Annotated in this window: 12 protein-coding genes; 4 read left to right on the top strand and 8 right to left on the bottom strand. The window is 74.0% G+C overall.

The window, feature by feature from the left end:
• On the top strand, positions 1 to 163 hold a 163-nt coding region (locus ACR9ZK_RS09365; RefSeq protein ID WP_481341648.1), incomplete at its 5' end, for a sigma factor-like helix-turn-helix DNA-binding protein.
• A complete protein-coding gene (locus ACR9ZK_RS09370; protein ID WP_481341628.1) occupies positions 160 to 1,416 on the top strand; it encodes a Gmad2 immunoglobulin-like domain-containing protein in 1,257 nt (418 codons plus the stop codon). The genes ACR9ZK_RS09365 and ACR9ZK_RS09370, both read left to right, overlap by 4 nt.
• Positions 1,417 to 1,478: 62 nt before the next feature.
• On the opposite strand, the gene ACR9ZK_RS09375 is transcribed toward ACR9ZK_RS09370, so the two are convergent.
• The 3 genes from ACR9ZK_RS09375 to hrcA all read right to left on the bottom strand — a co-directional run bounded on the left by ACR9ZK_RS09375 (position 1,479) and on the right by hrcA (position 4,536).
• Positions 1,479 to 2,222 carry a 16S rRNA (uracil(1498)-N(3))-methyltransferase gene (locus ACR9ZK_RS09375; protein ID WP_481341629.1) on the bottom strand — a complete coding sequence of 248 codons (744 nt, stop codon included), beginning with the start codon at positions 2,220 to 2,222 and terminating at the stop codon, positions 1,479 to 1,481.
• A gap of 40 nt (positions 2,223 to 2,262) precedes the next feature.
• Complete coding sequence (dnaJ, locus tag ACR9ZK_RS09380) at positions 2,263 to 3,393, bottom strand: molecular chaperone DnaJ (protein ID WP_481341630.1); 1,131 nt, start codon at positions 3,391 to 3,393, stop codon at positions 2,263 to 2,265.
• A 99-nt stretch (positions 3,394 to 3,492) separates the two neighbouring features.
• A complete protein-coding gene (gene hrcA / locus ACR9ZK_RS09385) occupies positions 3,493 to 4,536 on the bottom strand; it encodes a heat-inducible transcriptional repressor HrcA (protein WP_481341631.1) in 1,044 nt (347 codons plus the stop codon).
• Positions 4,537 to 4,767: 231 nt separating this feature from the next.
• Here hrcA and ACR9ZK_RS09390 point away from each other — a divergent pair, with 231 nt between their 5' ends.
• Positions 4,768 to 5,661, top strand: coding sequence for a DUF3097 domain-containing protein (locus ACR9ZK_RS09390; RefSeq protein ID WP_481341632.1), 894 nt, complete (start codon positions 4,768 to 4,770; stop codon positions 5,659 to 5,661).
• Positions 5,662 to 5,691: 30 nt separating this feature from the next.
• Here ACR9ZK_RS09390 and ACR9ZK_RS09395 read toward each other — a convergent pair whose 3' ends face one another.
• The 5 genes from ACR9ZK_RS09395 to ACR9ZK_RS09415 all read right to left on the bottom strand — a co-directional run bounded on the left by ACR9ZK_RS09395 (position 5,692) and on the right by ACR9ZK_RS09415 (position 13,577).
• Positions 5,692 to 7,377: a CHAP domain-containing protein gene (locus tag ACR9ZK_RS09395; RefSeq protein WP_481341633.1), complete on the bottom strand. Its 1,686-nt coding sequence runs from the start codon at positions 7,375 to 7,377 to the stop codon at positions 5,692 to 5,694.
• Positions 7,378 to 7,495: 118 nt separating this feature from the next.
• Positions 7,496 to 8,953, bottom strand: a complete 1,458-nt coding sequence (locus tag ACR9ZK_RS09400) for an aldehyde dehydrogenase family protein (RefSeq protein ID WP_481341634.1) — start codon at positions 8,951 to 8,953, stop codon at positions 7,496 to 7,498.
• Positions 8,954 to 9,026: 73 nt separating this feature from the next.
• The gene (gene hemW, locus ACR9ZK_RS09405; protein WP_481341635.1) at positions 9,027 to 10,262 is read right to left on the bottom strand and encodes a radical SAM family heme chaperone HemW; all 1,236 of its coding nucleotides are present in this window, start codon (positions 10,260 to 10,262) and stop codon (positions 9,027 to 9,029) included.
• 28 nt (positions 10,263 to 10,290) lie between these two features.
• Entirely contained in the window at positions 10,291 to 12,267 is a 1,977-nt protein-coding gene (locus ACR9ZK_RS09410) for a glycosyltransferase family 61 protein (protein WP_481341649.1), read from the bottom strand.
• Positions 12,268 to 12,320: 53 nt separating this feature from the next.
• Positions 12,321 to 13,577, bottom strand: coding sequence for an MFS transporter (locus tag ACR9ZK_RS09415; protein WP_481341636.1), 1,257 nt, complete (start codon positions 13,575 to 13,577; stop codon positions 12,321 to 12,323).
• A gap of 108 nt (positions 13,578 to 13,685) precedes the next feature.
• Here ACR9ZK_RS09415 and ACR9ZK_RS09420 point away from each other — a divergent pair, with 108 nt between their 5' ends.
• The gene (locus ACR9ZK_RS09420) at positions 13,686 to 14,561 is read left to right on the top strand and encodes a tyrosine-protein phosphatase (RefSeq protein ID WP_481341637.1); all 876 of its coding nucleotides are present in this window, start codon (positions 13,686 to 13,688) and stop codon (positions 14,559 to 14,561) included.
• Positions 14,562 to 14,565 lie beyond the last annotated feature (4 nt).

Genomic DNA, 14,565 nt, shown 5'->3' on the forward strand with positions numbered 1-14,565 from the left:
GCCCGAGCGGCAGCGCGAGGTCCTCGTGCTGCGCTACTACGCCGACCTGTCCGAGGCGCAGATCGCCCGGGCCCTCGAGATCTCCGCCGGCGCCGTCAAGACGCACGCCCACCGCGGGCTGAGCGCGCTGCGCCGCACCATCGACCCCACGGAGCCGTCATGAACACCGACCCGAACCGTCGTCCCGGTGACCCCGCACGCGACCCGTCCGGCGACCCGTCCGGGCGCGCTCGCACCTCCGGGGCCGAGGACGCCGTCGCGATCGGGGCCGCGCTCCGCCCCGTGGAGGACCGGCTGCGCCGCGGCCTGGCGACCGAGTCGCGCACCATCACGCCGCACGACCGGCTCGGGGCGATCCTCGCCGAGGCGCACGGCGAGACCGCCCGCGCGGCCGGCGCCGGGGGCCCGAACCGTCCCGGTCGCCCGCACCGCTGGCTCGTCCCGGTCGCGGCCGCCGCGGCCGCCGTCCTCGTCGCCGGGGGCGTCTGGGCCGCGGTGCGTGGCGCCGACCGGACGCCGCCCGTGGCGGGGCCACCCCCGACGGCCATCGCCTCGACCACCGCGCCGACGCAGCGCAGCACCCCCTCCGCGTCGCAGCCGTCGAGCATCCCGACCCAGACTGCGCAGGGACCGACGTCCCAGCCGGCACCACCGGTCACCACCCGCGCGAGCGTCCCGGTCTACTACGTCGGCCCGATCATCCTCACCGACACCTTGCAGTACCACCCGCCGCGGCTCTTCCGTGAGTTCGTCCGCACCTCCGTCACGACGCCCACCGGGCCCGAGGCGCGCGCGCTCGCGGCGCTGAAGCTCGCCATGGGCAAGGCGCCCTCGTCGTCGGCGTACATCTCACCGTGGGCCGGCGTGAGCCCGGTGTCGGTGACGCTCGACGGCTCCGGCCGGATCGTCGTGACGCTGTCCGGGGGCCTGCCGAGCGGGTCGGCGGCGTTGGCCGACCTCGCCGTGCAGCAGCTCGTCTGGACGGCTCAGGCCGGCGTCGGCCAGGGCACCAAGCCGGTCGTCCTCGTCGTGGAGGGCGGCGGCGACGTCGCGCCGGGGATGCCCTCGGGCCAAGCGCACCAGCGCCCGGGCGACGCCATGGGCGTGTACGACACCCTCGCCCCGCTGTGGGTCGACGAGCCCGCTCGCGGCGACACGGTCAAGGCCGGTCAGCCGATCACCGTCAAGGGCGTCGCGAGCACCTTCGAGGCCAACGTCGAGTGGCAGCTGCTCCGTGGAGGCGCGGTCGTCGCCACAGGCAGCACGACGGCGGACGCGGGGGCGCCGCAGCGCGGGTCGTACTCGTTCCGCACCAAGGCCGTGCCGGCGGGCGACTACGTCGTGCGCGTCCTCGAGTCGAGTCCCAAGGACGGGTCGCCCGACGCCGAGCAGCGCATCCCGTTCACCGTCCGCTGACCGTCGAGACGCCACGTTCGGCGGCCTGCCTTACGTCGAGAGGCCAAGAACGTCCCGGTGACTCAGCGCCAGCGGGACCGCGCGAGGAGGACGGCGAGGGCGGCCGGGCCGGCCGACGACGAGCGCAGGATCGTCGGCCCCAGCCGTACCGGCCTCGCCCCGGCGTCGACCAGCGCGTCCAGCTCGCGGCCGGTGATGCCGCCCTCGGGGCCCACGACGACGAGCACGTCCCCGCCGTCCGGCAGGTCGACGCACGCGAGCGGTTCGGTGGCGTCCTCGTGGAGCACGAGGACGAGGGCCGACGCCCGGGCCCGCGCGACGAGTCCGGACAGACCGACGTGCCCGGCGGTCACCGGGATGCGGGCGCGCCGGGACTGCTTGGTGGCCCGGGCGACGACCGCGGCCCACTTGGCCTGCGACTTGGCGGCGCGGTCCCCGCGCCAGACGACGACCGACCGTTCGGCCTGCCACGGCACCACCTCGTCGACGCCGAGCTCGGTGGCCGCCTCGATCGCCTGCTCGTCGCGGTCCCCCTTGGCGAGCGCCTGGACGAGGACCAGGCGCGGGTCCGGCGCGGGCTCGTCGACGACCTCGACGACGGTGCCGGCCACCTCCGACCGGTCGACGTGCGTCACCTCGAGCAGGGCGCGCCGGCCGCGGCCGTCGGCGACGTAGCACCGCTCCCCCGCCCGGAGGCGCACGACGGTCGCCGCGTGCCGGCCCTCGTCGCCGGTGAGGACGAGCGTCGAGCCGGCCGCGGCACGGGCCACCGCGTCGGGGTCGCCGAGGAAGAGCTGGTGCGTCACTGCGCCATCCTGCCGCAGCAGGACGGGGCCGCGCCTCCGGTCACTTCTCCTTGAACGCGTCGCGCAGCTTGCCGAAGAGGCCCTTGTTGACGGGCGCGAGCCGGCCCTCGGGGCGCTCCTCGCCGCGGAGTGCGGCGAACTGCCGCAGGAGGTCCTGCTGCTCCTCGGTCAGCTTCGTCGGGGTCTGGACCGTGGCGTGGACGAGCAGGTCGCCGCGTCCGCCGTGGCGCAGGTGGGTGACGCCGAGGCCGCGGAGGGTGAGGACGTCACCGCTCTGGGTGCCGGCCTTGATCTCGAGGTCCTGCATGCCGTCGAAGGTCGACAGCTTGATCGTCGTCCCGAGCGCCGCCGCCGCCATGGGCAGCTCGACGCTGCAGTGCAGGTCGTCCCCGCGCCGGGTGTACGCGTCGTGGTTGAGCACGCGGACCTCGACGTAGAGGTCGGCGCGGGGGCCGTTGCCGGGGCCGACCTCGCCCTCGCCGGTCAGCTGGATGCGCGTGCCGGTGTCGACGCCGGCCGGCACCTTGAGCTTGAGCGTGCGACGGGTGCGGACCCGGCCGTCGCCGGAGCAGTCGTGGCACGGGTCGGTCAGGGTCGAGCCGAAGCCCTGGCAGTTGACGCAGGGGCGCGAGGTCATGACCTGGCCGAGGAAGCTGCGCTGCACCTGCTGGATCTCGCCGGCACCGTGGCAGATCGGGCAGGACTGCCGGCCGGTCCCCGGCTCGGCGCCGTCACCACCGCAGCGGCTGCAGCCGACCGCGGTGTCGAGGGCGAGCTCCTCCTCGGACCCGAAGACGGCCTTGGCGAGGTCGATGTCGAGGCGTACGAGGGCGTCCTGCCCGCGCTGGACCCGCGGACGGGGACCGCGGGCACCGGTCGCACCGGCGCCGAAGAACGCGTCCATGACGTCGCTGAAGGAGAACCCCGCCCCGGCGCCGTAGCCGGCGCCCCCACCGGTGGCGAAGGGGTCCGAGCCCATGTCGAACTGGCGGCGCTTCTGCGGGTCGGACAGGACGTCGTAGGCCTGCGAGACCCGTTTGAACTCCTCCTCGGCCTCCGGCCCGGGGTTGACGTCGGGGTGCAGCCGGCGCGCGAGCCTGCGGTACGCCTTCTTGATCTCCTCCTGGCTCGCGTCGCGGGAGACGTCGAGGACGGCGTAGTAGTCGTTCAAGCGGGTGTTCCTTCGGTTCCGTGGGTGCGGTCGTCGGGTCGTGGGGTGGCGTGGGGTGTGGGGTCGCTCGGGCTCGGGTCAGGGTCGGTCGTGGTCGGGTCAGGTGGAGCGGTTGTCGTCGAGGATCTCGGACACGTAGCGCGCCACGGCCCGCACGGACGCCATGGTGGTCGGGTAGTCCATCCGGGTGGGGCCGAGGACGCCGAGGCTCGCGATGCGCTCGGTGCCCGACCCGTACCCCATCGAGACCAGCGAGGTGGTCTGGAGGCCGGAGACCGGGTTCTCCGAGCCGATCCGGACCGACACGAGCTCGGGGTCGTCGCCGAGCTGGCCGAGCAGGCGCAGCAGGGTCACGTGCTCCTCGAGGGCCTCGAGGATCGGGCCGATGGTGCGGGCGAAGTCCGAGCCCGCGCGCGCGAGGTTGGCCTGGCCGGCGAGGACGACGCGCTCCTCGCGCTCCTCGGCGAGCAGGTCGGTCAGGGCGGACACGACCGCTTCGGTCGCCTCGCGGTCGGTGTCCGCGGCCTCCTCGACGAGCCGGCGCAGCTGCGTCGCGGCGACGGTGAACGGCACACCGGCGGACACCTCGTTGATGCGCGTGCGCAGGGCCGCCACGAAGACCTCGCCGTCGGCGTCCGCCAGCGGGCGACCGGCGTCGACGACGCGCTGCTCGACGCGTCCGGTGTTGACGATGAGCACGGCCATGACGTGCGTCGCACCGACGGGCACGAGCTCGACGTGGCGCACCGTCGAGCGCGTCAGCGACGGGTACTGCATGACGGCGACCTGGCGGGTCAGGCCGGCGAGGAGGCGGACGGTGCGGTCGACGACGTCGTCGAGGTCCACGGCGCCCTCGAGGAACTGCGTGATGGCGCGCCGCTCGCCCGCGCCGAGGGGCTTGATAGCGCTGAGCCGGTCGACGAACAGGCGGTAGCCGGCGTCGGTGGGCACGCGTCCGGCCGATGTGTGCGGCGCGTGGATCAGGCCCTCCTCCTCGAGCTGGGCCATGTCGTTGCGCACGGTGGCGGCGCTGACGCCGAGGTGGTGCCGGTCGACGAGCGCCTTGCTGCCGACGGGCTCGGACGTCTGGACGTAGTCCTGGACGATGGCGCGCAGCACCATGAGCTTGCGCTCCTCGCTCATCCGACCTCCTCGCGTCTCGGTGGTCTCGTCGGTCTCGTCCGGTCTCGTCCCGTCGCGTCCGCCTCGTCAGCAGGCCCCGGCGATGAGCCCTCGGACCCTTGGCACTCTCGGCGAACGAGTGCCAATTCTACGTCGAGTCGGACCAACCGCCGAACCTCCGTCCCACCGTATGCCGCCCGGAGCGGCGCGCCGGGCGGCATCCGGCGGCCGGAGGGCCTAGCCTCGGACGCCGTGTGCCCCCTCCCCCCGATCGACCGATACGGCTCCGACGTCCTCGGCGGCGACTGGCGTGCTCCCCGCGGTGGTCGCTCGACGCCGATGCCCGCCGAACCGGATCTCGTCGTCGAGGAGGTGGAGACCGGCTGGGTGGGCGCCGTCGTCCGCGTCGAGAAGGCGGGCGGCATGCACGTCGTGCACCTCGAGGACCGGCGCGGCCGGACCAAGGGCTTCCCGCTCGGTCCGGGGTTCCTCGTCGACGGACGCCCGGTCACGTTGACGCCCCCGACGGCCGCCGCGACGGCCGCCCTCGCCGACGCCCGCCGCGCCACCGCGCGCACCGCGAGCGGGTCGGTGGCCGTGCAGGGCGCGCGCGCCCGGGTCGCGAGCGGGTCGCGGATCTACGTGGAGGGGCGCCACGACGCCGAGCTCGTGGAGAAGGTGTGGGGTGACGACCTGCGGGTCGAGGGCGTGGTCGTGGAGCTCATGGACGGGGTGGACGACCTCGCCGCGATCATCGCCGAGTTCCGGCCCGGGCCCGGGCGACGGCTCGGGGTGCTCGTCGACCACCTCGTGCCGGGCACCAAGGAGGCGCGCATCGTCGAGCAGGCCCGGTCGCTACCGGGGCTGTCCGGGCACGTCAAGGTCCTCGGCCACCCGTACGTCGACGTGTGGCAGTCGGTGCGGCCGGAACGGCTCGGCTGGCAGCAGTGGCCGGTCATCCCGCGGGGCACGTCGTGGAAGCACGGCATCTGTGCCGAGCTGGGCTGGGCCCACTCGACGCAGGCCGACATCGCCAACGCCTGGAAACGCATCCTCGGCACGGTACGCAGCTACGCCGACCTCGAGCCGGCGCTGCTCGCCAGCGTGGAGGAGCTCATCGACTTCGTCACGGAACCCGGCGCCTGACGCGGCCGCGCCGGCTCCCGGGCCCCCGCGTCACCAGCGCAGGTAACCCTGGACGTCGACCTTGAGGTAGGCGGCCGCGGAGGTCTTGACCCGCACCGAGCCGTCGAGTCCGACCGGCACGAGGACGGTGTTGGTCACGGTCCGGCCCGACGCGAACTTGACCGTCGCATAGGGCGTCTCGGCCGAGCCGCTCGGATAGGCGGTGACGTACCCGGCCGCGGTCGGTGACGCGACGGTGACGGTCAGGAGCGCCGCCCGGACGCCGGAGGCGGGGACGCCGGCCTTGCCGACGACGGGTACGAGGGGTGCCTGCCCTGCCGCGACCCGTCCGACGGGGTAGCCGAGGCCGGTCTGGCTGTCCAGGATGCGCGTCGGCCCGAGCGCCACCTGGTCGGCCCCGGTCGGCAGCCAGCCCACGACGTCGACGAGGACGTCGGTCTGGGCGGTGGAGTGGATCGTCACCGCACCGTTGGTGCCGAGGCGTGCCTCGACGAGACCCGTGGCGGCGCCGGCGGCCTCGTACCGCAGCTGGGGCGCGGCAGGGCGCGTCGTGCCGGCGGGCCACGTGGTGAGCCATCCGGCGGTCGTCGGGGTCGCGGCGGACACGTCGAGCAGCACCGCGGCGGCCCCGGTCGCCGGGATCCCGGCCTTGCCCGCGAGCGGCAGCGTCAGCGTGCCGCCGGCGGCCAGCCGGGCCTTGGGGGCGCCGAGGCCGGTGCGGGTGTCGAGGACCCGCGTCGGGGCGCCTCCGGAGACGTAGCCCCCCGTGGGCGACCACCCGACGAGGTCGGCCGACAGGTCCGTGGTCGCCGACGTGTAGAGCCGGACACGGCCGTCGGTGCCGACCTTGCTCAGCACGAGGGTGGTCGTCACCCCTCCTGCGGCGTACGAGACCGCCCGGGAGCCGGGCTGGGTCGTGCCGTCGGCGTGCGCCGTGAGGTAGCCGGCGGCGCCCGGGGCGGTGGTGTTGACGTTGAGCAGGACGGCGTCGACGCCGGTCGCGGGGACGCCCGCACGGCCGGTGACCTGGACCGTGACCGCCTTGCCCGCCTGCACCTTGGCCACGGGAGCGCCGACCCCGGTGCGGGTGTCGAGCAGCCTGGCCGGCGCGGAGACCTGCCAGGCACGGGTGTCGGTGGCCACCGTGGGACCCTGGTCCTTGAGGTGGATGAAGCCCTTGGGCCATCGTCCACCGGTGAGCGTCATCCGGCGCCAGCGGAAGTCCCCGCCCCAGTTGTCCTCGGAGACGATGATGTCCGAGGCCGACAGGACCTGCTCGACGTAGGCGACGTGGCCGGTCGAGGAGTACGACGTGTCCCACCACGCGACCGACCCGACGGCCGGGCTCGTGTTCGTCTGCGCGGGGAACGAGGGGCCCCAGTTCGAGGCGTTACCGCTCAGGCTCGCCGGCTTCGTGTTCGGCAACCCGTTCTGCACGAGCCGGTAGGCGACGTAGTTGGTGCAGTTGTGGCCGGTGGACTGGCGCCACCAGCTCGTCGCGGCGTTCTCCTTGTAGCCGGCGTTCGGGTACCCGGCGGCCGCGCAGGGGTCGTAGCCCGTGCAGAGGACGATCCACTCGGCCGAGCGGGCCGGGGCCGCCAGCCCGACGCTCGTCAGGGTCGTCGCGAGCGCCGCGACGAGGACGGCCACGCGTCGACGCCACGGGCGCAGGGGTCGTGTCGTCGCCGCCACCGGGTCTCCCGTCCTCGCCGTCATGCTCCACGCAATCTAGGACACAGGACTCACCGCGTCTCACAAATCCCAGAATTCCCACGCGACACGCGGGCCGGAATGCACGCGTTCCGGACCGTCGCGTGCTAGACGGCGGCCGACGTCAGGGCCGGCGGTGGCGGCGCCCCCGCGCGACGACACGGTCGATGACGCGCTGCTTGAACGGCGTGAAAGGTGGGCGGACGACGGCGGTCGTGTCGGGCGTCGTCGGGGTCTCGAGCACGGCCTTGGCATGCGAGAAGAGCTCGACGGACCGCTCACCGTGGTACGCGCCGTTGCCGCTCGCGCCGACCCCGCCGAAGGGCAGCCCGTGGACCGCCATGTGCGCGAGCGGCAGGTTGACACCGAGGGCGCCGGACGACGTCTCGCGCACGAAGCGTCGGCGCACGTCCGCGTCGGCGGTGAAGACGTAGAGCGCGAGCGGCTTGTCGCGCTCGGTGATCACCTCGATCGCCTCGTCGAGGCCCGAGACCTCGACGAGGGGCAGCACCGGCCCGAAGATCTCCTCCTGCATGACCGGGTCGTCGAGGCAGACGCCGTCGAGGACCGTCGGGGCCAGGTAGCGGCTGCCGGCGTCGGACTCCCCGCCCAGGACGACCCGCTCGGTGTCGACCAGCGCGTGGAGCCGCGCGAAGTGCCGGTCGTCGACGATGCGGCCGTACTCCGCGGACCTCGCTGGGTCGGTCCCGAAGGACTCCCGGAGCGCGTCGGCGAGCCTGGGCACGAGCGCGTCGAGCGTGGCCCGGGTGCCGAGGACGTAGTCCGGGGCGACGCACGTCTGCCCCGCGTTCGTGAACTTCCCCCAGACGATGCGTCGGGCCGCGACGAGCAGGTCGGCGTCCTCGTGGACGTAGGTCGGCGACTTGCCGCCGAGCTCGAGCGTCACCGGTGTGAGGTGCCGGGCCGCCGCCTCGAGGACGATGCGGCCGACGGAGCCGTTGCCGGTGTAGAAGATGTGGTCGAAGCGCTCGGCCAGCAGGGCGGTCGTCTCCGGGACCCCGCCCTCGACGACGTGCACGGCCGACGCGTCGAGGTGGCGGGGCAGCAGCCGGGCGAGCACCCGCGAGGTGGCCGGCGCCACCTCGCTCGGCTTGAGCACGGCCGCGTTCCCCGCCGCGAGCACACCGACGAGCGGGGCGAGCAGCAGCTGCACCGGGTAGTTCCAGGGCGCGATGACGAGGACGACGCCGAGCGGCTCTCGCACGACCCGGGCGCGGCCGGGCATGACCGAGAGCGGCACGGGCACGCGGCGCGGCCGCAGCCACGAGCGCAGGTGCCGCAACGTGTGGTCGATCTCCTCGACGACGAACCCGAGCTCGGTGACCCAGGCCTCCGTCGGGTTCTTGGCCAGGTCCTGGCGTAGGGCGTCCGCGAGCTCGTCCTCGTGGTCCACGATCATCGCCCGTAGGGCCCGCAGCTGCTCGACCCGCCAGGCGTACGGCTTGGTCCGACCGCTGCGGAAGGCCGCCCGGGCCGATGCGACGACCCCGCGCACGTCCGCTCCCCCGGCCGGGGCGCCGGGGTCGGACGGGGCGCGGTCGGTGGGCGCGGTCTGCGTCATGGGGTCCATCCTCGTGGGTCGTCGGGTCGTCGGTCGGTGACCTGTCGTGCGGTCCGGGTCCCGGCGTCGACGCTCAGGCCGCGAGCAGCCGGTGCACGACGGTGTCGGCGAGCAGCCGCCCGCGCCGCGTCAGCACGACGCGTCCCCGGGAGACCGCCGCGACGCCGTCGACGAGCCCGTCGGCGACGAGCCCGGCCACGGCGGCGCGTCCCGATCCTCGCAGGTCCGCCACGGGCAGTCCCTCGACGAGACGTGTGCCGAGGAGCACACGCTCGTCATGCCGCTGCTCGTCGTCGAGGACCTCGCGGGCCGCGGCGGGCGACTGCCCGGTGGCGAGCCGCTGGGCGTAGGCGCTCGGGTGCTTGACGTTCCACCACCGGACGCCACGGACGTGGCTGTGGGCCCCGGGGCCGATGCCCCACCAGTTCGTGCCGGCCCAGTAGGCGATGTTGTGGCGGCAGCGGTGCTGCTCGTCGCGGGCCCAGTTGCTCACCTCGTACCAGCCGAACCCGGCGGCCGAGAGCAGCTCGTCGGCCAGCTCGTACTTGTCGGCCTCGTCGTCGTCCTCTGGGGCCGGGACGACGCCGCGACGGACCTGCGCAGCCAGCCGCGTGCCCTCCTCGACGACCAGGGCGTAGGCCGAGACGTGGTCCGGCTCGAGGGCCACGGCGGTCTCCAGGCTCGTGCGCCAGTCGTCGAGGGACTCCCCCGGCGTGCCGTAGATGAGGTCGACGCTGACCTGCAGCCCGGCCGCCCGCGCCCCCGCCACCGCGCGGGCCACGTTGACGGGGTCGTGGGTGCGGTCGAGGGTGCGCAGCACGTGGGGAACCGCCGACTGCATGCCGACGGAGACGCGCGTGAAACCGCCGGCGGCGAGCTCGGCGAGCGACTCGGGCGTCACCGAGTCGGGGTTGGCCTCGGTCGTCACCTCGGCGTCCGCGGCCAGGCCGAACCGGTCGCGGATGCCGGCGAGGAGGCGGACGAGGTCGCGGCTGCGCAGCATCGTGGGGGTGCCGCCGCCGACGAAGACCGTCGACACCGGCGGCGCGTCCGGGCCGAGGACGCCCGCCGCGAGGTCGAGCTCGCGCGTCGCGGCATCGGCATAGGAGTCCAGGCCGATGGAGGCCCCGGGACCGCCGAGCTCGGTGAGCGTGTAGGTGTTGAAGTCGCAGTAGCCGCAGCGGACCGAGCAGAACGGTACGTGGACGTAGACGCCGAGGTCGGTCGAGGCGAGCGAGGTGAGGGCGGACGCCGGCAGCTCGCCGGTCGGCGGAGCGGGGTCGCCGTCGGGCAGGGCTGAGGGCGGCATCCGGTCATTCTCGCACCGGCCCGGACGGTCAGGATCGACGCGCCTCGATGCGGTCGAGCTGCTCGGCGAGGAAGCGCCCCTCGTCCTCGACGTCGAAGGTGAACCCCGAGGCGAACGCCTGCTGGGTCCACCAGCCCTCCGGGTGCTCGACGTCGGAGCGGCTGCGCACTGCGGTGACCCGGTGGCCGCGGACGGCCGCGATGAGGTTCTCGTTCCGGGCCGTGTAGGCGTCGGGCCCGAGGACGACGACGTCCTTGGCGTCGCGGCAGAACATGAGGGAGAACAGGCCGCTGCCGGCGAAGCCCGCGACGGTGCGGGCGGCACGGAAGCGCGACACCTGCTCGCACAGGGCGTGGTCCTCGGGGTACATGACCTCGAATCCCCTTGCCCTGAAAAGCTCCTCGACCTGGGCCACGTTGTGGCAGGACCTCTTGAGCGCGGGCCTGCGCGACACGAACAGCCGCTCTGCACGGGGACGGTCGTCCGCGTCGCGGACGAGGTGGTCGCCGACGCGGTCCCACAGGCGCGCGATGTCCGGGTGGACGAAGCGTGGCAGGGAGAACATGCCCGTCGCCGTGTAGAGGCGCTCGGGCCGGCACGTGGTCGTGAAGACGTGGACGTCCTCGGCCGTGATGCCGAAGGCACCGAGGACCTCGTTCTCGAACGGCTGCAGCGCCATCGGCTCCCGGTCGTGCTGGAGGGTCAGGAGGACCTTGGCCTCCGGCTCGACCGCACGCACCTGCTCGAAGGCCCACAGCCGGCTCACCTGCTCGGTGAGCAGGTGGCCGAAGTGCCCCGGCCACTCCGAGTCGAGGTGGAACCAGGCGCCGGGAAGCGGGTCGGGGCTGCTGACGTCGCGGCGCACGACCCCGAACCGCGGGAACTTCTCGATGACGTAGATGTTGGCCATCCGCGTCATCCAGTTCTGCCGGAACGACTCCGGGTAGAGCAGGTGGTCCCGGGTGACGATCTGCCCACGCGCGCAGACGGCCTCGTCGTAGCGGCGCAGCACCATCTCGGGCACGCGGAACTCGGTCTGGACGTACGGGTCGCCGGCGCGGTTGACGACGTACTCGTTGGTGGCGCTCCACGTCACCGAGGGGAGGGACGCAAGCCGCTCCCCCAGCTCGGGTCGCGCCGCGAGAACCGCGTCGACCTCCTCCTCGCGCAGCTTCGGCGCGACGCGCGTGCTGTTGACGAGGCGGAGCACCTTGCTGTGCACGTGGACCTCCGCGAGACATCCCGCGAGCCCGAAGACGTCGCGCCGCTCCCACCCCTTCGACAGGTCGTCGACGAGGTCACGGGTGCGCGCCGCCTGGGCCTCGGCGACGAGCGACCAGAGGTCGCCCTCGTACGGGGGTTCCTCGGGGATGTTCTCGTTGGGCAGGGCGTCCCGGCCACGCTCGAAGCGCTCGGACCTCTGCGCCGGCTCGGCCGCGTCGCCACCGGGCACGAGTCGACGGGCGACGTACCAGCCGCCCTTGTCCAGGTGCATGAAGACGCGCTGGAAGAGGCGGGCCTGCTCGACGGCGGACGTGTCGGACGCGTCCACGACGACGTCGAACGGCCCCGCCACGGTGAGCCGCACGTGCACCGCGGAGGGTTCGTCATCGACGTGGACGCGGTGCACCGTGAGGTCGGGCCAGGCCCGCTCGAGGACGGAGGACCAGGCCTCCACGTCGGCGGCGCCGGTGACGACGACCCGACCGCCGGGCCGGCGCGACACGGCCTGGAGGACGAGCTGGAGGGCCTCGTAGTGCGGCCGGTTGACCGACCACGCCTCCTCGTCGGCGAGGGTGAGCAGGTCGCGGGCCGTGGGAGGCGCCCAGGCCCGCTCCTCGACGGCCTCCGTCGGGGCCGGCGTCGCGTCGGCAGGCGTCGCGTCCGCGAGCGTCGCGTCGGCCGCCGTCGATCCGGTCGGCGTCGTGCCGGCCGGCATCGCGTCGCCCACCTGCGGGGCCTCCGTTCCCGAGGCCCGGGACCCTCGCCGGCCGAGCACACGCATCCACTGCACGGGCACATCAAAGCATGGGGCCGGTCACGCGGCCGGGGAGGCCGTCAGCCCGAGTGCGTCGTGACGCCGTACCGCGCCCTGCTGGCGAGGGCCCACCGCGAGGCCGGCACCGACGCCGCCCCGACGAGGAGCATGAACCCGGCGAGCAGCAGCCACCCGGTCTGGCCCAGCGTGACGCAGAAGTACGTCACGACGGGTGGCCCCACCACGGACAGGACGCTGAACCCCAGGCCGGCGAAGCCCTGGTACTGGCCCTGGCGCTCGTGCGGCGCGAGACCCATCTGCAGACCCCACTGCCCGCCGGAGCCGATCATCTCGCCGACGACGTGCACGAGCGCTCCCACGACGAGGGCCGCGACAGCGAACCAGGCCGGACCCCGGTCGGCCAGCGCCACGACGGCGAAGCCGCCCGCGATCCAGCATGCGCCGCGGACCAGGGCGCGGGAGCCCGCCTCGACGGAGTCCGCACGCCGCGACAGGCGCACCTGGAAGAGCGCCACCGCCGCGGTGTTGATGACGAGCAGCACGGCGACCATGACCGGTGGGGCCGTGGTGCGCTGGGAGATGAACAGCGCCAGGCCGAGCTCCATGACGAAGAAGTGCAACGAGAACAGGCCGGTGAGGACCGTGACGACGACGAAGGGCCAGTCGCGCAGCACCGCCAGGCGAGGCTCGTCGGCGCCGCGGGCGTAGGGCGGCAGGTCCGGCAGACGCGTCGTGTTCCAGGCGGCGACGGCGGTGAAGACGGCGTTGAGGACGAAGACCGACACGTAGGCCCAGGGACGGTCGACGACGAGCGCGGCGCCGCCGAGGACCGAGCCCAGGCCGAGCGCCGTGTTCGTCACCGCGCGCAGGTACGCCTTGAAGAGGACGCCGCGGCCCCCGGTGGCGAGCTGGGCGACGACGCCCTGGTTGACGGCGCCGGCGCCCCGCTCGAAGAGGGTGAGCACGCCGAGGAGCACCGCGAGGGTCAACGGCGTGCGCGCGAACGCCGGCGGCGCGCTGAAGACCGCGGCCCCGGCCATGAGGACGGTGAGCACCCGGCGCGGGCCCCGGACGTCGCCGAGGTGCCCGGCGGGCACCTGCACGACGATGCCCACGACCGCGGCCACCGACATCGCCAGGGCCACCTCCGTGGCGGTGAAGCCGACCTGACGCGTGAAGTACAGGGCGCTCGTCGTCATCACCGCCCCGGCGCCGAACCGGTTGGCGAACGACCCGGCGGCAAGGATGCGGAGGTCGCGGTCGACCGGAATCCCCTTGCGTGTCAACGGTTCTGCCGCCACCCCTGCCGTCGCCATCATCCCACCCCTCGTCCCGGTTTATCTCGACGTCAAGATATCCGAGGGTGCCGGGGGCGGTGCAACCGGTTTCTCGTGGCCGCGCGGCCGTCCCGTAGGGTCGAGAGCGTGTACCGGCCCAACTGGATCGAGATCGACGGCGTCGTCAACATGCGCGACCTCGGCGGGATGCCGACCACCGACGGCGGCAGCGTCCGCCCCCGACGACTCATCCGGTCCGACAACCTCCAGGACCTGCCGGCGCCCTCGGTGCGCCACCTCGTCGACGTCGTCGGTGTCCGCGACGTCGTCGACCTTCGCACCCATGTGGAGGTGGCCAAGGAGGGCGAGGGCCCGCTGCTCGCCGAACCGGCCATCCGCTACCACCACTTCACGCTCTACCGCGAGGACACGTCCGAGTCGGGCATCCCGGCCGCCGAGCGTGCCCTGCCGTGGGAGACCGACGAGCGACGGGCCCGCGACACCGCGCGGCGAGAGGCCGCGGAGCGCGCCGGGGCCGGGATCGCGAGCGCGGCGGAGGCCGAGCAGGAGGAGGCCCGCCGGCGCAGCCACGACGCGTTCTGGTCGGAGCACTACCTGTCCTACCTGGTCCAGCGGCCCGACTCGGTCGTCGCGGCCCTGCGGGCCGTGGCCGGCAGCGACGGGGCCTCGATCGTGCACTGTGCAGCGGGCAAGGACCGCACCGGCACCGTCGTCGGGCTCGCTCTCACCGTGGTCGGCGTGCCGGCCGACCTCGTCGTCGCCGACTACGCCGCCTCGGCCGAGCGCGTCGCGGCGATCATGGACCGACTGCGCGCCAAGCAGGCGTATGCCGACAACCTGCGGGACAAGACCGTCGCGCAGCAGTCACCGACCACCGACACGATGCGCCTGCTCCTCGAGGCGCTGCAGGTGCGGTACGGCGGCGCCCTCGGCTGGCTCGAGGCCCAGGGGTGGACCGCCCCCGACACCGAGCGGCTGCGGGCCAGGCTGCTCGAGGACTGACGGG

Source organism: Monashia sp. HAY1-5C, assembly GCF_056755255.1.